We start from the raw sequence: 21,066 nt of genomic DNA, 5'->3' as shown, positions 1-21,066 counted from the left end.
CCGTTTGCGCGACTCGGCAGCTTTGCATAGTTTGAAGGAACAGGCAGTAGCCTAGGACCTTTTACAGAACACGTGTGGTGCTGAGGGAGCACGTGGGGTGGATGGGGGGTCCTTTAGGGGTAATGGGCCCCCCGTTTCCAATCAGCTTAAACCGCCCAGATTGCAGATGATCCGCCATTCGTCAGCCGTCACTGGCTGCACCGAAAGCCGCGCATTGTTGATCAAGACCATCTTCTCCAGCCCCGGCTGCACCTTGCAAGTCTCCAGCGTCACAGGCCGCAACAGGGGCTGCACCGCCCGGATGCAAACACAATCCCAGCGCGGATCATCGGAGGTGCTGTCAGGCTGCGACTCACGGCAAACCTCGACAATCCCGACAATCTCTTTGCCGATGTTTGAGTGGTAGAAAAACCCAAGGTCCCCCACCTGCATCGCCCGCATGTTGTTGCGCGCCTGATAGTTGCGCACGCCATGCCATTCCTCACCCGCAGCCCCGCGCGCGACTTGGTCGGACCAGCCCCATGTGTCAGGCTCGGATTTGAACAGCCAGAAACCCATCAGCCGATGACCTTTTTCCACTCGCTGATCATCACGCTATCAAACAGACCTGCCTTGGCATAGGGGTCGGCTGCGGCCCAAGCTTCGGCCTCTGCCAGGGTTTCGACGTTCAGCACCACGAGACTGCCGGTCATCGCGCCATTGTCCAGAAACGGCCCGGCCATTTCCACCACGCCCGAGGCTTCGATATGCGCCAGATGCGCGGTGCGATTGTCCAGTCGGGTTTGCAGATGGTCGGGTTTGTCTTTGCAGATAAGGGCGACGCGCATGGGTTACTCCTGTTTCAAAGGGCGGGACAGCAGGGCTGAGATCGCCTGCGGCAAGGTGATGTGTTGGTCGATCAAGGCGGCGATCATCGCGGTGATCGGCATGTCAATTTGCATGATTTTGGCCATGTTAGAGACTGCTTTTGCGGTGGCCGCCCCCTCGACGGTGACATTGGGGTCGAAAGCCTGACCTGCGCCAAGCGCCTGACCAAAGCGGAAGTTCCGCGATTGAGTCGAGGTGCAGGTCAGCACCAGATCGCCAAATCCCGATAGCCCCGCCAGCGTTTCCGCCCGCCCGCCCAACGCCTGCGCAAGTCGGGCCATCTCGGCATACCCCCGCGTCATCAAGGCCGCACGGGCGGAATCGCCAAGCCCTGCGCCCATCACGATGCCAGCAGCAATGGCGATGACGTTTTTCAAAGCGCCACCCAGTTCCGCCCCGATCACATCCGTGGTGCGATACAGCCGCAGCGTCGGCGTGGACAGCAGATGTTGCAAAGCCTCACCTTCAGCGCAGGCCAAGGTCAACGCGGTGGGTAGGCCGCGCGCGATATCGGCGGCGAAACTCGGGCCGGTCAGAATGGCGAAAGGTGACTCCGGGCAGGCCGCCTCGATCAGCGCAGTGGGGCCTTTCAGCGTGGTCAAATCAACCCCTTTGCAGCAGGCCACCAGCGGCAGGCCGTTCAGCGCACGATTGGCGAAAAGAAAGCCGCGAAGTGCTTGCATCGGTAGCGAGAGAAGCACCACCTCTGCCCCGGTCAAATCTGCGATATCTGCCGTAACAGAGATCGTTTTGGGCAGATTGATCCCCGGCAGTCGCGCTTCATTGGCGCCGGAGCGGGCGATTTCGGCAATATGCGCTGCGTCGCGCGCCCAGAGCCGCACGTCACGACCCTCGCGGCCCAAAGCCACTGCCAAGGCCGTGCCAAACGCGCCTGCGCCGACAATGCCGATCATGCTTTGGCCCCCTTCTTGCCGGAACCGATCATGGGCGCAGCGGTCGCGTCCAGCGGCCAGCGCGGGCGGGCGACCAGATCCATGCCGTCGATGGCTCCTGCCCGAAACCTCTCGATCCCCGCCCAGCCGATCATCGCCGCATTATCGGTGCAAAGTTGCAAGGGTGGGGCGAGGAAGCGGGTACGAGCTTGCGCACAAACCGTCTCTAACCTTGCCCGAATGGCCGTATTCGCGGCCACACCACCAGCCACGGCGAGCGCAGGTTCGGTAGGAGTAAGCTCGGCATAAATCGCCAAGGCGCGGCGGGTTTTCTCGGCCAGAACTTCGGCCACGGCGAGTTGAAATCCAGCGCAGAGATCGCGGCGGTCTTGGAGGGTGAGCCCGCCCTTTTCGGCAATCACCGCATCGCGGGCGCGCAGCAAAGCAGTTTTCAGGCCCGAGAACGACATATCGCAGCCGGGGCGATCCAGCAGCGGGCGCGGGAAGGTGAAACGCTTCGGATCCCCCAGCGCGGCCTCGGCCTGCACGGCGGGACCGCCGGGTTGCGGCAGACCCAAGAGCTTGGCGGTTTTGTCAAAGGCCTCGCCGGGTGCGTCATCAATCGTACCGCCAAGCCGTTGAAACTGTTCAGCAGAATGCACGATCAAGAACTGGCAATGCCCGCCCGACACCAGCAGCATCAGGTAGGGAAACGCCAGTTGATCGGTCAGTCGCGGCGTCAAGGCATGACCTGCGAGGTGATTCACCCCCACCATCGGCAAGCCAGTTGCCAGCGAAAGCCCCTTCGCCAGCATCACGCCAGACAACACGCCGCCGATCAACCCCGGCCCCGCCGTCACCGCAATGCCATCCAAGCCAGCCAAAGTGACGCCGCTTTCCGCCAACGCCTGCTCCACACAATGATCCAACCGCTCGGCATGGGCGCGGGCGGCGATTTCCGGCACCACGCCGCCGAACGCCGCGTGCAGGGCGGTCTGGCCTTCCACCACAGAGGACAAAATCTGTGGCAGCTGCCCCGGCAGATGACGGATCACGGCGGCAGCGGTGTCGTCGCAGCTGGACTCGATGCCCAGAAAGGTAAGAGTTCCCGTCATGGTCCGCCGTTGATTGCTTGCCTTATCGCAGGTAACACCAAGGCCATGGCCAGACAATCCCAACCCACCATCCTGCTGACGCGGCCTTTGGCGCAGAGCCAACGGTTTGCGGATCAGATCGGCGGTGCGCTGATTTCGCCCTTGATGCGGCCAGAGTTTTTGTCGCCTCCGCTGCCGTCTAGCGATTTTGCCGCCGTTGTGCTGACCTCTGAGACTGGAGCGGAAGCTGCCGGGCGGATTTCCGCTGCCGGGACCGCGCTACCGAAGCAAGCGTTCTGTGTCGGCAATCGCACGGCTGAAGCGGCGCGGGCGGCGGGGTTTAAGGCCAACTCGGCTTCGGGCGCTGCCGATGATCTACTGGCGCATATCATTGCGGCCGCGCCAGTTGGGCGTCTGCTGTTGCTGCGGGGGCAAGACAGCGCGGGTGATTTGGAGAAAAGGCTGATTTCGGCAGGAATAGAGACTGTTTCACTGGTCATCTATCGGCAGATAGTCCAAAGCTTGACTGACATAGCCATCGCGGTGCTGCAAGAATCCGGCCCGGCGATCCTGCCGATTTTTTCGCCGCGCTCCGCAAAACTGCTGGCGGACGAATTGCGGCGCATTGCGGCAAAAGCGCCGATCTGGCTGGCGGCACTCAGCCCTGCTGTGGCGGAAGCCTTTGATTTTCCTGCGGTGTTTACCGAAATCGCCACCCGCCCGGACAGTGCGGCGATGCAGCGGGCGGTTCAGGCGCTGCGTGGGCGTGGATGACTTCTTGAACCACTGCGGTCCTCGGCCTAACTTCAAAGCAACAGCGGCCGCAGTGCGATGGCCCAAAGCGCAAAAGCGAGGTCTGCGATGACTGACACAGAGACGAGCGAGCTTGAGGCACCCCCGGTGATTGCGTCGGAGCCGGTCAAGCCCGCAGACCCTGCACGCAGGCCGGGTTGGGTCGCGCCTATATTGGGCGGGGTGATCGCTGCGGGGTTAGGCTATGGTCTGGCGCAGTATTTGCCGGGGGGCTGGCCCATTCAGGACACTTCTGCGCTGCAAGCGGCGCTGACCGCGCAGCAGGCCGAAACGGAAAGCCTGAAAGCGCAGATTGCCGAACTTGCAGCGCGGCCGATTGCCGGACCGGATAGCGACCTTGAGGCGCGGGTGGCGGCGTTGGCCGATCAGGCTGCCCCAGATATAGCACCGCTTCAGCAGCAGATTGCGGCGTTGGAACAGCGGCTGACGGCTATTGAAGCCATGCCGATCAGCGGCAATGCACCCTCGGCAGCAGCGCTTGCGGCTCAGAAAGCGGCGGCGGATGCGGTGTTGAAGCAGGCTGAAGACACCGCCGCCCGGATCAAAGCAGATGCCGAAGCTACGGCGAAAGCGTCTGAGGCCCGCGCGGCTTTGGGTCGGGTTCAGGCGGCTTTGGACAGTGGCTCGGCCTATGCCTCGGCTTTGCCCGCTTTGGGCGATGTGCCTGCAGTGTTGGCGGAAAATGCGCAAACCGGGCTGCCGACCTTGGCCGCGCTGCAAGATGCGTTTCCAGCGGCCTCGCGTGCAGCTTTAGAGGCGGCCTTGCGGGCGAATATGGGCGAAAGTTGGTCGGACCGGGTGGCGAATTTCCTGCGCACTCAGACCGGGGCGCGATCCTTGACGCCGCATGAAGGCAATGACCCCGATGCGATCTTGTCGCGGGCCGAAGCCGCGCTGGCGGCGGGCGATATTTCTGCCGCACTGACCGAAATAGCCGCACTTCCCCCCGAAGCGGCGACGGCTTTGAGCGATTGGCAGGCCATGGCGCAAAAGCGGCAGGCAGCAGTCGCGGCAGTTGCGGGCCTTGCCGCAGCGATGCAATAGGAGCACGCGATGATCTGGTCACTGATCAAGGTTCTGCTGTTCATCGCCGCGATTGCGGGTCTGACCTATGGCGCGGATATGCTGCTGCACAGCGACGAAGGCGTGCGGATTTCGATGGGCGGCTGGGAGTTTACGCTTGGCCCATTGCAGACCGCGATCCTGCTGCTGCTCTTGGTGGCGGCCCTATGGGGGTTGATGAAGCTGGTGGGTTTCATTGTCGCAACTCTGCGCTTTCTGAATGGCGATGAAACCGCGATCTCGCGCTATTTCGACCGCAATCGCGAACGCAAAGGTTATCAGGCGCTGAACGATGGGCTGATGGCGCTGGCCGCAGGCGAGGGGCGCTTGGCGCTGATGCGGGCGCAGCGGGCGGCGAAGTTTCTGGAACGACCGGAATTGACCACGTTGCTGGTGGCGCAGGCGGCGGAGGCTGCGGGCGATACCAAGCGCGCGACCGAGGCCTATAAGACCCTGCTGGCCAGTGATTCCTCGCGCTTTGTCGGGATTCGCGGGCTGATGAAGCAAAAGCTGGCGGAAGGCGACACCGACACCGCGCTGGCTTTGGCCGAGAAGGCGTTTGCGCTGAAACCGAAGCACGCCGAGACGCAGGATATTTTGCTGAAGCTGCAATCGGAGAAAGCCGATTGGAAGGGCGCGCGGGTGACTTTGGGAGCCAAGCTGAAGGGCGGGGCGTTGCCGAAGGACGTATATCGTCGGCGGGATGCCGTGCTGGCCTTGCAAGAGGCGCGCGGGGTGATGGATGAAACCGCGACGGTCGAGGCGCGCGAAGCTGCGATTGAGGCTAACAGGAAGTCGCCCGATCTGATCCCGGCGGCGGTGATGGCCGGGCGCGGATTGATCGACAAGGGTGACAAGAAATCCGCCACCCGTGTGCTGAAAAAGGCGTGGGAGATGCTGCCGCATCCGGAGATTGCCGCCGCCTTTGCCGAGATTGAACCCGACGAAGTGCCGCAGCAACGCCTGAAACGCTTCCGCGCGCTGACGGCGATCCACCCTGACAGCGACGAAACGCGCCTGCTGCTGGCCGAGTTGAACATCACCGCCGAGGAATTCCCCGCAGCACGCCGCGCGCTGGGCGATCTGATCACCCGGCATCCGACACAACGCGCCTTGGCTATTATGGCGGCGATAGAACGTGGCGAAGGCAGCGATGACGCGGTGGTGCGCGGCTGGTTGTCGAAGGCGCTGACAGCCCCACGCGGGCCGCAATGGTGCTGCGATAAATGCCAGGCGATCCACAGCCTGTGGCAGCCGATCTGTGAGAATTGCGGCGGCTTTGACACGCTCAGCTGGCGTGAGCCGGTCGAGGTGAACGGACCCAGTGTGACCGGGGCGGAGTTGTTGCCGCTGCTGGTCAGCGCACCCGTAGTTGTGGCGGCTGTGGTGCCAGATGTGGTGGCAAAGCCCGAGATCATCGATCTTGCCGCCGTGGCGCGGAGTGCAAATTGAACGGCGTGGCGGGGGTTGACTTCGTTTTGGCCGCGCCCTAGGAGAAGCCACCAGAAAGTGCCGCTGTAGCTCAGCTGGTAGAGCACGTCATTCGTAATGATGGGGTCGGGAGTTCGAGTCTCTTCAGCGGCACCACTTTCTAAATTCTCCGCCTAAGGTTATGTTGCAGAATGCAAGACCCCTGCACGGGAGCTTCCTGAATTCGGCATGTTGTGGTGCGCGTGTTGGTCTGTGTTCTTCAGGCCGAGATGCTAGTTGACCCCGGCCCGCCTGTGTTTTCAAACCCTCAGATCACTCAGAGGATTTCGCCCAGAGGTTGATGGATTTCTCTTCGGAAATTGCGTCGATGGTAGCAAGTTCTGCTGGCGTGAAATCAAGGTTGTTGATCGCCCCGACGCAATCGACGATCTGCGAAGGTTTGGAGGCACCGATCAACGCCGAGGTGATGCCGCCGCCACGCAGTACCCAAGCAATCGCCATCTGCGCAAGGGTCTGACCACGCGCCTGCGCCATCTCGTTCAGCTTTTTCACCGATTCAATTGCCTTTTCCACCACGGAAGGGTGCAAAGACTTGTCCTGCGCGGCGCGGCTGCCCCCGGGGATTCCATTGAGGTATTTGTTGGTCAGCAAGCCCTGCGCCAGCGGCACGAAGGCGATCGACCCCATGCCAAGCTCGCTGAGCGCGTCTTTCAGCTCATCGGTTTCGACCCAGCGGTTGAGGATGTTATAGCTTGGCTGATGGATCAGGCAGGGTGTGCCCAATTCTTTCAGAATGGCATGGGCTTCGCGGGTGCGCTGGGTGTTATAGCTGGAAATCCCGACATAGAGCGCGCGACCGGAACGGACGATATGATCCAGCGCCATCATGGTTTCTTCCAGCGGTGTCTCGGGATCAAAGCGATGCGAATAGAAAATATCTACGTAATCCAGCCCCATCCGCTTTAGCGATTGGTCGCAAGACGCGATCAGATATTTGCGCGAACCCCATTCGCCGTAAGGACCGCCCCACATGTCATAGCCCGCTTTCGACGAAATGATCATCTCGTCGCGATAAGGTTTGAAATCGGTTTTCAGGATCTCGCCAAAGGCGGTTTCAGCGGAACCGGGTGGTGGGCCGTAGTTGTTGGCCAGATCAAAATGAGTGATGCCGAGATCAAAGGCGGTGTGGCACATCGCGCGTTTGGTGGCGTGCGGTGTGTCGTCGCCAAAGTTGTGCCACAGCCCAAACGAGATCGCGGGCAGTTTCAGGCCGGAGTTGCCACAGCGGCGGTAGGGCATAGACTCATAGCGGTTTTCGGCAGCGGTATACATGGCGAGCCCTCTGTTTGGTTTGCGCTAACAGTTCGGCGCAAACTGCGCTTGCGTCAAGGGCGCGGCGAACCGCCTATGCGTAGAAATCGTGATGGGCGGCGGCGTTGCCCTTTGCGGCTGATCACGGCATAGTGTGGATAAGTTGAGGCGGGGTATCCATGTATAGTGTTCAGGTCAAGAAAACGTCGCGCATCGTCGCGGGGGCTTTGATGCTGTGTCTGGTCGCGGGCACAGCCGGGCAAGCCCTTGATCGGCTTGAGTTTACTGTGCCAGACGCGCCGAAAGCGTTGGAGGAAGAGCTGCGCGCGGCTTCGATTCTGTTGGCCTCGGAAAAGGCTGGCAACACGCTGGCGCAGGATATTTTCACCGATGCGCGGGCGGAATATGCCAGCCTGCTGAACGCGCTTTATGCGCGCGGGTATTATTCGGCGGTGATCCACGTCTATGTCGATGGTGTCGAGGCCGCCAGTATTGCGCCGTTGGATGCGCCGGGGTCGGTCTCGACCATCAAGGTGGTGGTGGAGCCGGGGCCGGAGTTTGCCTTCAGTCAGGCGCGCATTGCCCCCTTGGCCAAGCGCACCGAACTGCCCGAGGGCTTTGCCGTAGGCAAGACCGCCGAAAGTGGCGTGATCCTGGAAGCGGTGACGGCTGGCGTGAACGGCTGGCGCGATCGCTCTTATGCCAAGGCGGAGGTGGCCAGCCAAAAGCTGACAGCGGATCACGCCAGCGCTAAATTGGCGGCGGATGTGGTGCTTGATCCGGGGCCCGCCCTGCGCTTTGGGCGGCTAACAATCAAAGGCGCAGACCGGATGCGGCTGGCGCGGGTGCGCGCGATTACTGGTCTGCCGGAGGGTGAGGCTTTTAGCCCTGCCGAGTTGGAGCGGGCGGCCTCGCGTCTGCGCCGTACCGGCGTGTTCAAATCGGTGACGCTGACCGAGGATGATTTCATCACCTCGCCCGATTTGCTCGGGATTACGGCGACTTTGGTGGAAGAAAAGAAGCGCCGCTACACGTTCGGCGCTGAGCTGAGCAGCAATGATGGCGCGACGTTGAACGCTGCTTGGCTGCATCGCAACCTGTTTGGCGGCGGTGAGCGGCTGAAGATCAGCGGCGATGTCACCAATATTGGATCGGCAGTGGGTGGGGCAGATTATATGCTCGGCGTCTCGTTGGAGCGTCCGGCCACCTTTAGCCCGGATACCACGGCGGGTGTAGCCTTTAGCTATGGCAGGATGAACGAGGCCGATTACGACGCCGATTTGTTCAGCGCGACCGTGACGCTCAGCCAGGTGGTGACAGAGCAGTTGTCGGGCAAAGCGGGGCTGTCTTATGACTACGCCCGCATCACCGATCCGATTGGGCAATCCACCTATCGCGCTTTGTCGTTGCCGATCAGTGTGATCTGGGATCGGCGTGACAGCAAAACCGATGCGACGCGGAACTTCTATGTCACGGGCGAGGTGAAGCCATTCTTAGGCTTTGGTGATACCGATAGCGGCGTGCGGGCGACGTTTGATCTGCGTGGCTATCGGGCCTTGGGCGAGGCAAAGCGGCTGGTGCTGGCGGGGCGGGTGCAGGCGGGCGTGGTGTTCGGCTCAAGTCTGTTGGGCACGCCGCGCGATTATTTATTCTACTCGGGCGGCGGTGGCACGGTGCGCGGGCAGCCCTACCAATCCTTGGGCGTGAATGTGTTAAGCGATGGGATGGGCGGGACGTTCCAGACCGGGGGTAAGACCTTTATCGGCGGCTCATTTGAGGCGCGGATGAAGGTGACCGATTCCATCGGCGTGGTGGGTTTTGTCGATATCGGCCGGATCGACGCCAGTGAGTTCTTCAGCGATTCCGGGGATTGGCACGCAGGCGCGGGCGTCGGTGTGCGCTATGCGACTCCGGTGGGGCCGATCCGGTTGGATGTGGCGGGGCCGGTGGGCGGCAATACTGGCGACGGGGTGCAGATTTACGTTGGTTTGGGGCAGGCGTTCTGATGCGGAAATTATTCCTCGCCAGCTGTCTGGCTTTGATGCCGCTGAGCGGCCACGCGCAAACCGATGATCGCGATTACCTAACCGCGTTTCTGGAAGACAGTCTGTCGGGTGCTGGCCGCAAGGTGGTGGTGACGGGCTTTTCGGGCGCTTTGTCGTCGCAAGCCAGCCTGACCGAATTGACCATTGCCGACGATAACGGCATTTGGCTGACCCTGCGCGATGTGAAACTGGACTGGAGCCGATCTGCGCTGTTGTCGGGCGAAGTGGTGGTGAATGAGCTGACCGCCGGAGAGATCGTGCTGGATCGCCTGCCAGTGGCCGGATCAGGCGCGCCATCGCCCGAAGCGGGGACCTTCGCGCTGCCCGAACTTCCGGTTTCGGTTGAGATTGGCCAGATCGCGGCCAAGCATATCGTATTGGGGCCAAGTGTGCTGGGCACCGGGCTGGAGGCGACGCTGGAAGCCTCGATGTCTTTGTCCGGCGGCGAGGGCAAGGGCAGTCTGGTGCTGGAACGCACCGATGCGGGGCCGGCGGGCAAAGTCTCGCTGACCGCATCTTACGTCAACGCCACGCAGCAGGTGTCGATTGATCTGGCGGCGGAAGAAGCGGCTGGCGGCATTGCTTCGGTCAAGTTGCGGCTGCCCGGCGCGCCTTCGGTGGCGCTGACTGTAAAGGGGGCAGGCCCAGTTTCCGATTTCGCCGCCGATGTCGCGCTGACCACCGATGGCGTCGATCGGTTGGCGGGCAAGATCACCCTGACGGGTCAAAAAGATGGCGCCACGGCGTTTTCGACCAATCTGGCGGGCGATTTGGCCCCGTTGTTCCTGCCGTCTTATGCCGAGTTCTTTGGAAATTCGGTCAGCCTGACTACGGCTGGCCAACGCTGGCCGGATGGCCGTTTGGCGCTGGACAGCCTGACGGTGAAGGCCAAAGCGCTGGCGCTGCAAGGCTCGCTGTCGTTGGCCTCGGATGGCTTGCCGCAAAAGTTCAACTTGACCGGAAAGATCGCAGCGCCGGATGGCAGCCCGGTGGTGTTGCCGCTGACGACCACGCTTCCGGTCAAGGTTAACTCGGCTGATATCGCTTTGGGCTATGATGCCACGCAGGATGAAGGTTGGAACGCCACCATCGCTATTCTGGGCTATGACACAGCCGATTTTCGCGCCAGCAGCCTTAGCCTTTTCGGTTCTGGCCGGATCGCGCGGCTTGCAGGCAAACGGCAGGTGGGCGGCAATTTCAAGTATACCGCCGAAGGGCTGGAGCCGAATGATCTAAACCTTGGCCGCGCACTGGGCTCGGTGGTCTGGGGCGATGCCTCGGCCTATTGGCGCGAAGGCGATGGCAGCGTCACCGTGCAACGGATGAGCTTGACCGGAGAGGACTATTCGGCGCTACTGAATGGCAAGATTGAAGGGCTTGGCGATGCATTTGCGATCACAGGCAAAGCCAGCGCCAAGATGGAAGATCTGTCGCGGCTGTCGGGCTTGGCGGGGCGCAATCTGGCGGGGGCGGCAGAGGTTTCGGTCAGTGGCAATGGCAGCCCGATCACCGGGGCTTTCGATCTGACGGGCAGTGCCACGGGCACCGATATGCAGGTTGGTCAGGCCGAGTTGGATAATCTGTTGCGTGGGCAGGCCACTGTGACGGCCTCAGTGCTGCGCAGTACCGAGGGCACCACGCTCCGCGATCTGACGGTGCAGGCATCGTCGTTGAAGATGAAAGCCTCAGGCAGCTTGGCGAGCACGGGCAGCGACATCACAGCCAATCTGCTGTTCCGCGATTTGGGCAGTTTGGGCGGACAGTATCGCGGCGCGCTTGGCGGAGAAGCGCATCTGACCGGGACATTGGCGGCGGGCAAGCTGACGTTTGATGCCAATGGCCGCGGCTTGTCGATTGGCAATCCGCAGGCGGATAAGCTGTTGGCGGGCAACTCTGTCGTGGGGTTGGTACTGTCGATGAAAGATAGCGTGATCCAAGTCGACAGCGCCACGCTGTCCAACTCGCAACTGGAGGCGCAAGCCTCTGGCAGTGTGACCGGCGACAAGCAGACGGTTGATCTGACGGCGCGGCTGAAGAACCTTGCGCTGATCGTGCCCGAGTTTCCGGGCGCTTTGACGGTGACGGGCACGGCGGTGCAGGATGCGTCAGGCGTGGCGCTGGATCTGGAAGGCAAGGGGCCGGGACAGATTGATGCGACGGTGACGGGCAAAATCGCGACGGGGTTCGGCTCGGGTGATCTGGCGATCAAGGGCACGGCGCAGGCTGCTCTGGCCAATGCCTTCATCCAGCCGAGGGCGATTTCAGGGCAGATGGGTTTTGATCTGCGGCTGAATGGCCCATTGCGGCTGGAGTCTTTGTCCGGCCCGGTGACGCTGTCAGGCGGCCGTTTGGCTGACCCGAGCTTGGGCTTTGCCTTGCAGGACATCACCGCGCGGGCCAATCTGGCGCGCGGGCAGGCTGCGATTGATGTGACCACGGCTGTCTCGTCTGGTGGCAGCATCGCGGTGAACGGCACCGCAGGCCTCAGCGCACCCTACACAGGCGATCTGGCGGTGGATCTGCGGCAGGTGACGCTGCGCGATCCTGACCTTTATGAAACCACGCTGAACGGCGGTGTCACGCTCAAGGGGCCGCTGATGGGCGGCGCGATGATCGCGGGCCGGATTGGCTTGTCTGAAACCGAGCTGCGTGTGCCCTCTACAGGGTTCGGCGGCGCCGGCGGTTTGCCGGGGCTGGAGCATAAGAATGAGCCGAAACCCGTGCGCGCCACACGCGCACGGGCGGGGCTGATTGCCACGGGCAAAAACGGCGGCGCAGGCGGCAGCGGACTGGGCTATGGCTTGGACATTACGGTGTCGGCCCCCAGCCTGTTCATCCGGGGTCGGGGTTTGGATGTCGAAATGGGCGGCGAATTGCGCCTGCTGGGCAGCACCGATGCCGTGGTGCCCTCGGGCGCGTTCGAGCTGATCCGCGGGCGGTTGGAGCTTTTAGGCAAGCGCCTCGTTCTCTCTGAGGCGGTGTTGCAGATGCAAGGCGACCTGGTGCCCTATATTCATATCGTTGCCGATACGCAAAACGACGGCATCACCAGCGGCGTGACGATCGACGGCCCCGCGACCGATCCGGTGGTGACCTTCACCTCCACCCCGGAACTGCCGCAGGAAGAAGTCTTGGCTCAGCTGCTGTTCGGGCAGGGCCTAGAGAACCTCTCGGCGTTTCAAGCGCTGCAACTGGCCAATGCCGTGGCGACTTTGGCCGGGCGCGGCGGACAGGGCATTGTCTCAAAACTGCGCGAGGGCTTCGGATTGGACAATCTCGATGTGAAAACCGATGCGGCGGGTGGGGCTGCGGTAACGGCGGGGAAGTATCTCACCAAGAACGTCTATTCCGAAGTCACGGTGGATCAGAATGGCCAGTCTGAGATTAACCTGAACTTGGATGTCAGCAAATCTGTGACGCTGCGGGCGAAGTCAGGCTCAGATGGCGATACTGGCTTGGGCATCGTGCTGGAAAAAGACTACTGAAACGGGCGGCGGTTGCGGTTGCGTTCGGCATCCACTGCCGCGCCCAAAAGCACCGCATAGGCGCTGACATAAAGCCACATCAGCAGCACGACCACCGCACCGATGGAGCCGTAAACTCGGTTGTAAGACGCGAAATTCGCCAGATACAAAGTGAAGCCGCGCGTCGCCAACACCCACAGGATCACCGCCACCAGCAGGCCCCACGACAACAGCGGCGGCTTGGTGCTGGTGTAGTTTGGACCCAAGCGATAGGCCAGACCCACGGCCAGCACGGCGGCCACGATGCCCAGCAGCAGGTTGGAATCGGCCAGCATCGAGCTGGGGACGGCACTGGGCAGGTAGGCGATCACCACCGGCAGGACGACCGCCATCACCAGCGCCGCCAGCACCAGCCCGACCAGCACAAAAGTTAGCACGATCGCGCGCAACTGGTGCCAATGGCCAGAGCGGTTCGGCAGGTGGTGAATGGCGTTCAGGCCTCGGATCAGCGCCGCGACCCCGGCCCGCGCCGACCACAACGCCAGAGCGGTGGACAGCAATGTGGTCAGGCCGAGATTGCCGGCTGGCACGGCCAGCAAAGCCTCAACCTGACCGAAGATCAGCGAATAGGCGTCATGCGGGAGAAAGCCGCGCAGCAGTTCGATTTCATCGCGGATCACCGAAGGATTGGAAATAAACCCCCAAATCGCGATGATCGCGGCGGCAGCGGGGAAGATCGCGAGGAAGGCATAAAAGGCCACGCCCGCCGCGATCAGGTCCAACTCGGCCTGTTCGGTGCGGCGATAATAGCGCAGGATCGCTGCGTTGACGTTGGGGGGCAGAAGGCGCAACCGCATCAGTCTTCGCCTTCTAACCGCACACGCAATTCGCGCAATACGGGTAACACTGCACGGACCTTATCGGCTCCCAATGCGTTGACGACCTCGGCAATCAGCGGTGAAACCGAGGCCACGGCGGCATCGCGGGCTGACCTTCCCGACGGGCTGATGGCGACAAATTTCTGCCGCGCATCGTCCCAATCGGGGCGGATATGGATATGACCCGCCCATTCCAGTTTAGCGAGGGTGTTGGTCATAGCACCGCGGGTGACGTGAAACGCACGGGCCAGTTGCGCCGGGGTGCGTTCCTCGTTCAGCCGGGCCAAGTGGTTCAGCACCGAGAAATGCGACAACTGCATGCCCTTCGGTAGCGCCTTCGAGATGCGGTTGCGCGCCAGTTGATCCGCCATGAACAGCTCGCCAAACAGTGCCACGGCAATCTCGTCGGTGCGCGGGTCGATCATGGCCCGGTAAACTCCCGATCATGGCTGAGAGAGGGGACGCGGGCACGGGCTTTGGTTACCGCATCAAGGTCAAGGTCAACAAAAGTGACACCGGGCTCGGTGCCAGCATCGGCCAAAACCTCACCCCAAGGGGCAATCGCAAGGGAATGGCCGTAGGTGTTGCGGCCCTTGCCGTCAGTCTCGGGATGAAAGCCGCTCTGCGCCGGGGCCAGCACGAAGCATCCGGTTTCAATCGCCCGCGCCCGCAGCAGCGTATGCCAATGTGCAGCGCCAGTGATGTGGTTGAACGCCGCCGGAACCGTGATGATCTGCGCGCCCGCCTGCGCAAGACGGCGATAGAGATGCGGGAAGCGCACGTCGTAGCAGACGGTCATGCCGATTTTGGCGAAGGGTGTCTCGGCCAGAACGGCCATGGTGCCGGGACGATAGCCTGCTGATTCGCGGTAAACCTCAGTCTCCGACACATTCACGTCGAACATGTGGATTTTGTCGTAGCGCGCTACGATCTCGCCTGTGGGCGCGATCAGAAACGACCGATTGGCAAAGCGGCCATCTGCATCGTGGGTTAGCACGCCCAAAGACCCGATTAGCAGCCAAATCCCTGCCTTGGCCGCCTGATCACGCAAAGCGGCGAGGGTTTCATCCTGATCTTCATGCCGCATAACGCTACGCTGATGCGTGCGGCTAGAGGACAGCAGATTGGTACATTCCGGCGTCAGCACAAAGCCAGCCCCACCTGCCACCGCCTTGGCAATCCGCGCCTGCGTCACCGCCAGATTGGCCGTCGGATCATCGCCAACCCTCAGTTGCACCAGTCCCGCGCGCATCAGGCCAACAACGGATCAAGTTTGCCGGCGTGGTCCAGCGCGTGCAGATCATCGCAGCCGCCAACATGGGCACCGCCAATGAAAATCTGCGGCACCGAGCGGCGTCCGGCGCGTTCAGTCATCGCTTGGCGCAAGCTGGGGTCAGAACCTACGTCGATTTCCTTGTAAGCCACACCTTTTTTCTTCAGCAAGCCCTTGGCCGCGATGCAGTAGGGGCAGGTCTGGGTGGTATAAATCTCAACGGTTTTCATCAGCAAATCCTTAGAGTCAGAAGTGACTATAAGGATTTAGGCATCCTTCGCAACGCGGGCTAGGGCCAGAACAGAAATCCCTATTGCACCGCCTGCAATACACGCCTCGGCAGCGGCGGCAAAAGTCGCGCCCGAGGTCATCACATCGTCGATCAGCAGCACATGCCGCCCCTCTACCCGGTTCGCACGGCGCGGATGCAGCGCCAAAGCCTCCGCCATATTGGCAAAGCGGCCATCGCGGCTGCGGCCCTCTTGGCTGCCAGTATGACGACGGCGAATCAGCAGATCGGGGCAATGATCGAGGCTCGCCAGCTTCGCCACCGCCGCCGACAGCAAAGCCGCCTGATTGTAGCGCCGTTTGATCAGTCGCAGCCAATGCAGCGGGATCGGAGCCACGATCATCCCAGGTTTGATCATCGACCCCGCCACTCGATGCAGCCATTGCGACGCAGGCCGCGCCAGATCCAGTCTGTCGCCATGCTTCAGCGCCAACACGATCCTGCGCGCGTTGTCCTTGTACAGCATGGCCGCCCGCCCCTGCGACCACGGTCGCGCGATGGTCAGGCAGTCATCGCAATGCTCGGGCTTGCCGGTCTCCTCGCCCGGCAAAGGCACGCCACAGTGATCGCAGACCAGCCCGGTGATGAACGGCGTCTCGCGCCAGCAGGCCCCACACAGGCCGAAATCGGTTGTCACCCGCGCATCGCAGGTCAGACACTGCGGCGGGTAGATCAGATGCAGCGCGGCTTGCAATCCCATGCCTTCCCCCTATGGTCGCGCCCCATGACGCCAACCCTGACCGACCGCAAAGCTCTTGCCCTGCACCGCACCCGCGCGAGCGCCTTCTTCCTGCAAGAAGAAGCGGTCGCTGAAGTGCAGGATCGCCTGAGCGAAGTTAATAGGTCGTTTATAAATCCGCTCGTGGTGACCGCTTTTCCGCATTTGTGGTCAGATTTTCCGTCGATTGCCGATGACGAGACCCTAAGCCTGCAAATCGGGGCGCAGGATCTCGTGATCAACGCCCTCACCCTGCATTGGGCAAATGATCCGGTCGGGCAGTTGGTGCAATGCCGCCGCGCCCTGCGCCCGGATGGTTTGTTCTTGGGCTTGCTGTTTGGTGGCCAAACCCTGCATGAACTCCGCGCCTGTCTGGCGCAGGCGGAGGCGGAAACCACAGGCGGGATTTCCCCCCGCGTGCTGCCGATGGGCGAGATTCGTGACCTTGGTGGCTTGTTGCAACGCGCGGGCTTTGCGCTGCCTGTGGCGGACAGCTTCACCAAGACCGTGTTCTACCGCGACGCCTTTCACCTGATGTCCGATCTGCGGGCGATGGGCGAGGGCAATGCCTTGGCCGCGCGGTTGAAACATCCGACCCGTCGCGCGGTGATGACTCGTGCGGCGCAGATTTACACTGAAACCTTTGCCACATCCGAAGACCTGATCCCGGCGACGTTTGAGGTGATCTGCCTGACCGGATGGGCGCCGCATGAAGCCCAGCAAAAGCCGCTGCGGCCCGGTTCGGCCACGGCCCGGCTGGAAGACGCGCTAAAGGCCGCAGTCAAGAACGGTTGACGTGGCAGCCCGCCGCGTTATCTCGGGGTCAGCTTTAGGAGCCAACATGACTGATATCGCCCCCGGAACCGGACGCCTCGCCGCTGCCCCCGCTGATCACCCACCGGTGAAACAGGCCAAGATCGGCATTCTGCTGGCCAATCTCGGCACGCCGGATGGCTATGACTATTGGTCGCTGCGGCGGTACTTGTCAGAGTTTCTGTCTGACAAGCGCGTCGTCGATATCCCAGATTGGAAGTGGCAGCCACTTTTGCAACTGATCATCCTGACCAAGCGGCCCTTCACATCAGGGGCGAATTACAAGCTGATCTGGAACCACGAGAAAAACGAAAGCCCACTGCTGACGATCACCAAAGCGCAGACTGCGGCAATTGCCTCCGCTATTGCTGCCAAGCATGGCGACAGCATTATGGTCGATTTCGCGATGCGCTATGGCAACCCATCTACCGAGTCGAAAGTCAAAGACATGGTCGCGGCGGGATGCGAGAAGATTTTGTTCTTCCCGCTCTATCCACATTACGCTGGTGCCACCTCGGCCACCGCCAACGACGCGTTCTTCGCAGCTTTGATGAAAGAAAAACGCCAGCCTGCCGCCCGCACCGTGCCGGAATACTTCGACCACCCCGCCTATATCGAGGCCCTCGCGCAATCAGTGGAACGCGCCTATGCGCGCCTGGATCACAAGCCCGACGTGCTGGTCACATCCTACCACGGCATGCCGATCCGCTATCTGATGCAGGGCGATCCCTACCACTGCCAATGCGCCAAAACCACGCGGTTGCTGCGTGAGCGGTTGGGTTGGGACAAGGGCACCATTGATGTGACCTTCCAGTCAGTGTTTGGCCGCGAGGAATGGCTGAAGCCCTATACCGTCAAGCATGTCGCAGAACTCGCCAAGCAGGGCAAAAAACGCATCGCCGTAATGGCCCCGGCATTCTCAGCCGATTGCATCGAGACACTGGAAGAAATCAACGGTGAAATCCGCGAGTCTTTCGAACACGCGGGCGGTGAGGTGTTCACCTATATCCCATGCCTCAACGACGAAGCTGCCCACATCAACGCACTGGTGCAGGTGATCGAGGAAAACCTCGCCGGATGGATCTAGCGCCTCAGCCCTGCCGTGTGAGGCAGGGCTTTCTGCCCGATCAGCCGCCTGTGGCAACCACTTCAACCGGGTCGCTACCGCCGCCACCGCTCGACGCCACCGCTGCGATGACCAGCACCAGCAGCAACAGCGGGATAATGACCCCGCCCGACGAGGATGCGGTTTGCGCCGCAACAACTTCCGGCTCCATCACCGGTTCGACAACACCGCCTGCAAAAGCAGAGGTTGTTGCCAGCGACAAAGCGGCAGCAAAAGCAATCTTCTTCATGGGTATCTCCAATAAACGTCAAATCCGCGCGGGTTTGCGCGACCAGATCATCCTCAAAAAAACCACCTGCGAAAGGCACCACACGGTTGCGCCGCCGATCCTGATCACAACACCTTGGCTACAAAACCGCAGCGCTTTGCGTGGCCAGATAAAACCTGTGCATCCGTGCGGAAAATTTAGCGACGAACGCCTTAGCAATCAATCAGTTCTTAGTGAATGTGCATGTTTAGCTTGAAATTCTAAAATTAGTGTCGGCTACAACAGAGCTTCCTCGATTCAGCCCGTAAAATAGAAAAGGACGGCAGATTGCTCTGCCGCCCATTCCAAATTCGATCCAAGGATTAGTTGGACGAAACTGCAGCAGCCACAATAACGAGCAGCAGCAGCGGGATCAGGATGCCGCCCGAGGACGACGTGGTTGCCGCTTTGACAACTTCCGGTTCCATTACGGGTTCAACAACGCCGCCAGCGAAAGCGGTGGTAGCAGCAACCGACAAAGCGGCAGCGAGAGCGATTTTTTTCATGTCTATCTCCAGTTTTCTGCATACCGCCAAATTCGCAGAGGCGACGGCACGCACCCAAGAATATTCCTCGTATCTGCTCTCTAACCCGGCTCTCATCGAAATTGCAACGTCGCACCAAAATCAGGCCCAAAGCGCGTCAGGTTGTCGTCAATTTAGCAACACCTTGCAGAGGGGTTCGCAGAGATGCGCGGCAGAACCGAAAACACTTTGGTTTCAAAGGCAACGTAGGCCCGCAAAACCGCCTGACACGGCAGTTCTGCGGCCATCAAACCAGCGCCGAATTGTTAGATGAACACCACCTGAGTGCCGACCTTAGCCAAGGCAAACAGTTCCAGAATATGCTCGTTATACAGCCCAACACAGCCGTTCGACGACCGCCGCCCGATCTTGCGGGTGTCATGCGTGCCGTGGATGCGATAGGCGGGCCAGTCGAGATACAGCGCACGCACCCCCAGCGGATTTTCGGGCGACCCACCGGGCACGACTTTCGGCCAATCCGGGTTCCGCTCCAACTCGCCTGCGGTCGGAATCCACGTCGGATTGACCACCTTCTGAATGACGCTGGTGTGGCCGCGCCGAGTCAGTTCTTCGTTCAATGGCACCGAGCTGGGGTAAAGCCGATAGACAGCTTGATCTTCCGACCAGTAGTGCAGCGCGCGCGATTCGAGATCGGCGACGATGACACCGTTGCGGGTATTGTCGAAGTAATCGCGCCAGTCCAGCATCCGAAAACCCGAGATATTGTTGCGGATCGGACCCGTCAGCGGCTTATCCATCTCGGTTGTGCCAGCCTGCTGTGCTGCGGCGGGAAGGGCTGCGGCGGTCAAAACCGTCGCTGCACCGCTCAGAAACAGGCGGCGGTTCAGCGTATTGCGGGGTGCGGCGGCCATACGGCTTCTCCATTTTTCATCTGCTCTGCGACGGCTTTTACCGCTTTGGCGGCCCCGCCGCAAATCAAAGACGCGTTAGTAGGCGATCTGACGCCAAGTTTGACACAATTTCTATGGGTTGGATTTGAAACCGGGGACGGACTTCGCTAAGCACAGGCAAACAAAGGGCCACAGGCGGTCCGAATAGGGTGTAAGCAGATGAACAGACGAACAGCCCTTGTCGCGGGCAGCGCAACGTTACTCCTCGCCTCCTGCGCTATGAGTTCGGCCCCTCCGGTGGACGCCACTGGCGCAGCGTTGCCGCGAGTCTATCGCATCACGGCGGCCGAGGCTGAAAAGATCCCGTTCCGTTTGCTTGATTCGGTGAATGCATTGCGCACCGCCAAAGGGGTGCAATCGCTTGCCTATAATGCCGCTCTGAACGCTGCCGCCCTCACCCACTCCCGCGACATGTCGGTGCAGAATCGGCCGTGGCATTTTGGTTCGGACGGCTCGTCGCCGCTGCTGCGGGTGCAACGCGTCGGCTACACCGGTCAGTTCTTGGGCGAGACGATTTCCGAGACCTATCAAACCGAGCTGGAAACCCTATCCGCTTGGATGGGCGAAGCCGATACCCGCGATGTCATCCTGAATTCCAAAGCGCGCGAAATTGGCTTTGCTTGGTTCCAAGAGGAATCCGGTAAGATATGGTGGACGCTGGTATTGGGCGGCTGATCCAAGCGAACTCATAGCCGACGCAGACGAAAACGGGGGCCAGTGCGGCCCCCTTTTATGTCTTAGGGTAGGATCACAATCGGCGTGCCCGGATTGATCATCGCGTAAATCCGTTCGATTTCTTCATCTGTCACCGCGATGCAGCCCGCCGTCCAATCCGCGCTGGACACCTTGCGCGGCTTGCCATTGGCTTTGCGCGGCGGCCCACCGTGGATCATGATATCCCCACCCGGAGCTTTGCCCAATAGCGCCGCATGGGCGCGGTCTTCAGTGTTGGGATAGCTGATGCCAAGCGACAGATGGTAGCGCGAATCCGGGTTGCGATGGGTGATGTAATAGATGCCCTCGGGGGTTTTGAGATCGCCCTCATATTCTTTCGGACCCGTCGGAACGCCACCCAAACCGATGTCATAGGCTTTGATGACCTTGCTGTTGTGTAGCAGATACATCTTGCGATTGGCCTTCTGCACCTGCACCGAGGTGATCTCTGGCCCGTGATATGTTTTGAATTTCGACGAGCATGCGGTCAACGCCAGCCCAGCCAAAACCACCAGAATAATCCGCAAAACCCGCATCGACTGCCCGTTCGTTATTATATTTTCCCTGCGCAATAGCGAAAAAACCGTAGGTTG

At 61.1% G+C, this 21,066-nt stretch carries 22 protein-coding genes and 1 tRNA gene; 9 read left to right on the top strand and 14 right to left on the bottom strand.

What is annotated here, in order from left to right; translation table 11 throughout:
- Positions 1–141: 141 nt before the first annotated feature.
- From ACS5RD_RS02585 to tsaD, 4 genes are read right to left on the bottom strand one after another with little or no spacing between them, the layout of a single operon-like run.
- Positions 142–558 carry an EVE domain-containing protein gene (locus ACS5RD_RS02585; protein ID WP_489931323.1) on the bottom strand — a complete coding sequence of 139 codons (417 nt, stop codon included), beginning with the start codon at positions 556–558 and terminating at the stop codon, positions 142–144.
- Positions 558–827, bottom strand: coding sequence for a YciI family protein (locus tag ACS5RD_RS02580; RefSeq protein ID WP_054006777.1), 270 nt, complete (start codon positions 825–827; stop codon positions 558–560). The genes ACS5RD_RS02585 and ACS5RD_RS02580 overlap by 1 nt, the downstream gene beginning before the upstream one ends.
- A gap of 3 nt (positions 828–830) precedes the next feature.
- Positions 831–1,781 (bottom strand): NAD(P)H-dependent glycerol-3-phosphate dehydrogenase, encoded by a 951-nt coding sequence (locus tag ACS5RD_RS02575; RefSeq protein ID WP_054006778.1) that lies wholly within the window; start codon positions 1,779–1,781, stop codon positions 831–833.
- Positions 1,778–2,875 carry a tRNA (adenosine(37)-N6)-threonylcarbamoyltransferase complex transferase subunit TsaD gene (gene tsaD / locus ACS5RD_RS02570; RefSeq protein WP_489929860.1) on the bottom strand — a complete coding sequence of 366 codons (1,098 nt, stop codon included), beginning with the start codon at positions 2,873–2,875 and terminating at the stop codon, positions 1,778–1,780. The genes ACS5RD_RS02575 and tsaD overlap by 4 nt, the downstream gene beginning before the upstream one ends.
- Positions 2,876–2,920: 45 nt before the next feature.
- Here tsaD and ACS5RD_RS02565 point away from each other — a divergent pair, with 45 nt between their 5' ends.
- The 4 genes from ACS5RD_RS02565 to ACS5RD_RS02550 all read left to right on the top strand — a co-directional run bounded on the left by ACS5RD_RS02565 (position 2,921) and on the right by ACS5RD_RS02550 (position 6,316).
- Complete coding sequence (locus ACS5RD_RS02565; RefSeq protein ID WP_489929859.1) at positions 2,921–3,628, top strand: uroporphyrinogen-III synthase; 708 nt, start codon at positions 2,921–2,923, stop codon at positions 3,626–3,628.
- Between the two features lie 87 nt (positions 3,629–3,715).
- Positions 3,716–4,711, top strand: coding sequence for a COG4223 family protein (locus ACS5RD_RS02560; protein WP_489929858.1), 996 nt, complete (start codon positions 3,716–3,718; stop codon positions 4,709–4,711).
- Between the two features lie 9 nt (positions 4,712–4,720).
- Entirely contained in the window at positions 4,721–6,181 is a 1,461-nt protein-coding gene (locus tag ACS5RD_RS02555) for a heme biosynthesis protein HemY (RefSeq protein WP_489929857.1), read from the top strand.
- Positions 6,182–6,240: 59 nt separating this feature from the next.
- Positions 6,241–6,316, top strand: a tRNA-Thr gene (locus ACS5RD_RS02550).
- Between the two features lie 156 nt (positions 6,317–6,472).
- On the opposite strand, the gene mgrA is transcribed toward ACS5RD_RS02550, so the two are convergent.
- Positions 6,473–7,492, bottom strand: a complete 1,020-nt coding sequence (mgrA, locus tag ACS5RD_RS02545; RefSeq protein ID WP_489929856.1) for an L-glyceraldehyde 3-phosphate reductase — start codon at positions 7,490–7,492, stop codon at positions 6,473–6,475.
- Between the two features lie 158 nt (positions 7,493–7,650).
- Between mgrA and ACS5RD_RS02540 the strand changes: the two genes are divergently transcribed.
- Together ACS5RD_RS02540 and ACS5RD_RS02535 are read left to right on the top strand one after the other, a co-directional pair.
- Positions 7,651–9,477, top strand: a complete 1,827-nt coding sequence (locus ACS5RD_RS02540) for an autotransporter assembly complex protein TamA (protein ID WP_489929855.1) — start codon at positions 7,651–7,653, stop codon at positions 9,475–9,477.
- A complete protein-coding gene (locus ACS5RD_RS02535) occupies positions 9,477–13,001 on the top strand; it encodes a translocation/assembly module TamB domain-containing protein (protein WP_489929854.1) in 3,525 nt (1,174 codons plus the stop codon). The genes ACS5RD_RS02540 and ACS5RD_RS02535 overlap by 1 nt, the downstream gene beginning before the upstream one ends.
- Here ACS5RD_RS02535 and ACS5RD_RS02530 read toward each other — a convergent pair.
- From ACS5RD_RS02530 to ACS5RD_RS02510, 5 genes are read right to left on the bottom strand one after another with little or no spacing between them, the layout of a single operon-like run.
- Positions 12,995–13,837 carry a YihY/virulence factor BrkB family protein gene (locus ACS5RD_RS02530; protein WP_489929853.1) on the bottom strand — a complete coding sequence of 281 codons (843 nt, stop codon included), beginning with the start codon at positions 13,835–13,837 and terminating at the stop codon, positions 12,995–12,997. The genes ACS5RD_RS02535 and ACS5RD_RS02530 overlap by 7 nt on opposite strands.
- Positions 13,837–14,280: a MarR family winged helix-turn-helix transcriptional regulator gene (locus ACS5RD_RS02525; protein ID WP_489931322.1), complete on the bottom strand. Its 444-nt coding sequence runs from the start codon at positions 14,278–14,280 to the stop codon at positions 13,837–13,839. Before ACS5RD_RS02525 ends, ACS5RD_RS02530 begins: the two co-directional genes overlap by 1 nt.
- Positions 14,280–15,110: a carbon-nitrogen hydrolase family protein gene (locus ACS5RD_RS02520; RefSeq protein ID WP_489929852.1), complete on the bottom strand. Its 831-nt coding sequence runs from the start codon at positions 15,108–15,110 to the stop codon at positions 14,280–14,282. Before ACS5RD_RS02520 ends, ACS5RD_RS02525 begins: the two co-directional genes overlap by 1 nt.
- A complete protein-coding gene (gene grxC, locus ACS5RD_RS02515; RefSeq protein WP_054006848.1) occupies positions 15,110–15,361 on the bottom strand; it encodes a glutaredoxin 3 in 252 nt (83 codons plus the stop codon). The genes ACS5RD_RS02520 and grxC overlap by 1 nt, the downstream gene beginning before the upstream one ends.
- A 36-nt stretch (positions 15,362–15,397) precedes the next feature.
- Entirely contained in the window at positions 15,398–16,120 is a 723-nt protein-coding gene (locus ACS5RD_RS02510; protein WP_489929851.1) for a double zinc ribbon domain-containing protein, read from the bottom strand.
- Between the two features lie 24 nt (positions 16,121–16,144).
- Between ACS5RD_RS02510 and ACS5RD_RS02505 the strand changes: the two genes are divergently transcribed.
- Both ACS5RD_RS02505 and hemH read left to right on the top strand, forming a co-directional pair.
- Entirely contained in the window at positions 16,145–16,933 is a 789-nt protein-coding gene (locus tag ACS5RD_RS02505) for a methyltransferase domain-containing protein (protein ID WP_489929850.1), read from the top strand.
- 46 nt (positions 16,934–16,979) lie between these two features.
- Positions 16,980–18,038: a ferrochelatase gene (gene hemH / locus ACS5RD_RS02500; RefSeq protein WP_489929849.1), complete on the top strand. Its 1,059-nt coding sequence runs from the start codon at positions 16,980–16,982 to the stop codon at positions 18,036–18,038.
- A gap of 40 nt (positions 18,039–18,078) precedes the next feature.
- On the opposite strand, the gene ACS5RD_RS02495 is transcribed toward hemH, so the two are convergent.
- The 3 genes from ACS5RD_RS02495 to ACS5RD_RS02485 all read right to left on the bottom strand — a co-directional run bounded on the left by ACS5RD_RS02495 (position 18,079) and on the right by ACS5RD_RS02485 (position 19,720).
- Complete coding sequence (locus ACS5RD_RS02495) at positions 18,079–18,306, bottom strand: hypothetical protein (RefSeq protein WP_054006792.1); 228 nt, start codon at positions 18,304–18,306, stop codon at positions 18,079–18,081.
- Positions 18,307–18,647: 341 nt separating this feature from the next.
- Positions 18,648–18,830, bottom strand: coding sequence for a hypothetical protein (locus tag ACS5RD_RS02490; protein WP_054006793.1), 183 nt, complete (start codon positions 18,828–18,830; stop codon positions 18,648–18,650).
- A 284-nt stretch (positions 18,831–19,114) separates the two neighbouring features.
- Complete coding sequence (locus tag ACS5RD_RS02485; RefSeq protein ID WP_489929848.1) at positions 19,115–19,720, bottom strand: L,D-transpeptidase; 606 nt, start codon at positions 19,718–19,720, stop codon at positions 19,115–19,117.
- Between the two features lie 198 nt (positions 19,721–19,918).
- Between ACS5RD_RS02485 and dalA the strand changes: the two genes are divergently transcribed.
- Positions 19,919–20,434 (top strand): divisome-associated lipoprotein DalA, encoded by a 516-nt coding sequence (gene dalA, locus ACS5RD_RS02480; RefSeq protein WP_489929847.1) that lies wholly within the window; start codon positions 19,919–19,921, stop codon positions 20,432–20,434.
- 62 nt (positions 20,435–20,496) lie between these two features.
- Here dalA and ACS5RD_RS02475 read toward each other — a convergent pair whose 3' ends face one another.
- Positions 20,497–21,009 (bottom strand): L,D-transpeptidase family protein, encoded by a 513-nt coding sequence (locus ACS5RD_RS02475; protein ID WP_489929846.1) that lies wholly within the window; start codon positions 21,007–21,009, stop codon positions 20,497–20,499.
- Between the last annotated feature and the right edge of the window lie 57 nt (positions 21,010–21,066).

This window comes from Cypionkella sp. PAMC25878, from assembly GCF_058135695.1.
Note: the sequence above shows the minus strand (reverse complement) of the source record. Positions and strands in the feature narration are given on the sequence as shown.

Coding starts and splice junctions, on each gene's coding strand:
- ACS5RD_RS02585 (WP_489931323.1), bottom strand. CDS start 558: ATGGGTTTCTGGCTGTTCAAATCCGAGCCTGACACATGGGGCTGGTCC.
- ACS5RD_RS02580 (WP_054006777.1), bottom strand. CDS start 827: ATGCGCGTCGCCCTTATCTGCAAAGACAAACCCGACCATCTGCAAACC.
- ACS5RD_RS02575 (WP_054006778.1), bottom strand. CDS start 1,781: ATGATCGGCATTGTCGGCGCAGGCGCGTTTGGCACGGCCTTGGCAGTG.
- tsaD (WP_489929860.1), bottom strand. CDS start 2,875: ATGACGGGAACTCTTACCTTTCTGGGCATCGAGTCCAGCTGCGACGAC.
- ACS5RD_RS02565 (WP_489929859.1), top strand. CDS start 2,921: ATGGCCAGACAATCCCAACCCACCATCCTGCTGACGCGGCCTTTGGCG.
- ACS5RD_RS02560 (WP_489929858.1), top strand. CDS start 3,716: ATGACTGACACAGAGACGAGCGAGCTTGAGGCACCCCCGGTGATTGCG.
- ACS5RD_RS02555 (WP_489929857.1), top strand. CDS start 4,721: ATGATCTGGTCACTGATCAAGGTTCTGCTGTTCATCGCCGCGATTGCG.
- mgrA (WP_489929856.1), bottom strand. CDS start 7,492: ATGTATACCGCTGCCGAAAACCGCTATGAGTCTATGCCCTACCGCCGC.
- ACS5RD_RS02540 (WP_489929855.1), top strand. CDS start 7,651: ATGTATAGTGTTCAGGTCAAGAAAACGTCGCGCATCGTCGCGGGGGCT.
- ACS5RD_RS02535 (WP_489929854.1), top strand. CDS start 9,477: ATGCGGAAATTATTCCTCGCCAGCTGTCTGGCTTTGATGCCGCTGAGC.
- ACS5RD_RS02530 (WP_489929853.1), bottom strand. CDS start 13,837: ATGCGGTTGCGCCTTCTGCCCCCCAACGTCAACGCAGCGATCCTGCGC.
- ACS5RD_RS02520 (WP_489929852.1), bottom strand. CDS start 15,110: ATGCGCGCGGGACTGGTGCAACTGAGGGTTGGCGATGATCCGACGGCC.
- grxC (WP_054006848.1), bottom strand. CDS start 15,361: ATGAAAACCGTTGAGATTTATACCACCCAGACCTGCCCCTACTGCATC.
- ACS5RD_RS02510 (WP_489929851.1), bottom strand. CDS start 16,120: ATGGGATTGCAAGCCGCGCTGCATCTGATCTACCCGCCGCAGTGTCTG.
- ACS5RD_RS02505 (WP_489929850.1), top strand. CDS start 16,145: ATGACGCCAACCCTGACCGACCGCAAAGCTCTTGCCCTGCACCGCACC.
- hemH (WP_489929849.1), top strand. CDS start 16,980: ATGACTGATATCGCCCCCGGAACCGGACGCCTCGCCGCTGCCCCCGCT.
- ACS5RD_RS02495 (WP_054006792.1), bottom strand. CDS start 18,306: ATGAAGAAGATTGCTTTTGCTGCCGCTTTGTCGCTGGCAACAACCTCT.
- ACS5RD_RS02490 (WP_054006793.1), bottom strand. CDS start 18,830: ATGAAAAAAATCGCTCTCGCTGCCGCTTTGTCGGTTGCTGCTACCACC.
- ACS5RD_RS02485 (WP_489929848.1), bottom strand. CDS start 19,720: ATGGCCGCCGCACCCCGCAATACGCTGAACCGCCGCCTGTTTCTGAGC.
- dalA (WP_489929847.1), top strand. CDS start 19,919: ATGAACAGACGAACAGCCCTTGTCGCGGGCAGCGCAACGTTACTCCTC.
- ACS5RD_RS02475 (WP_489929846.1), bottom strand. CDS start 21,009: ATGCGGGTTTTGCGGATTATTCTGGTGGTTTTGGCTGGGCTGGCGTTG.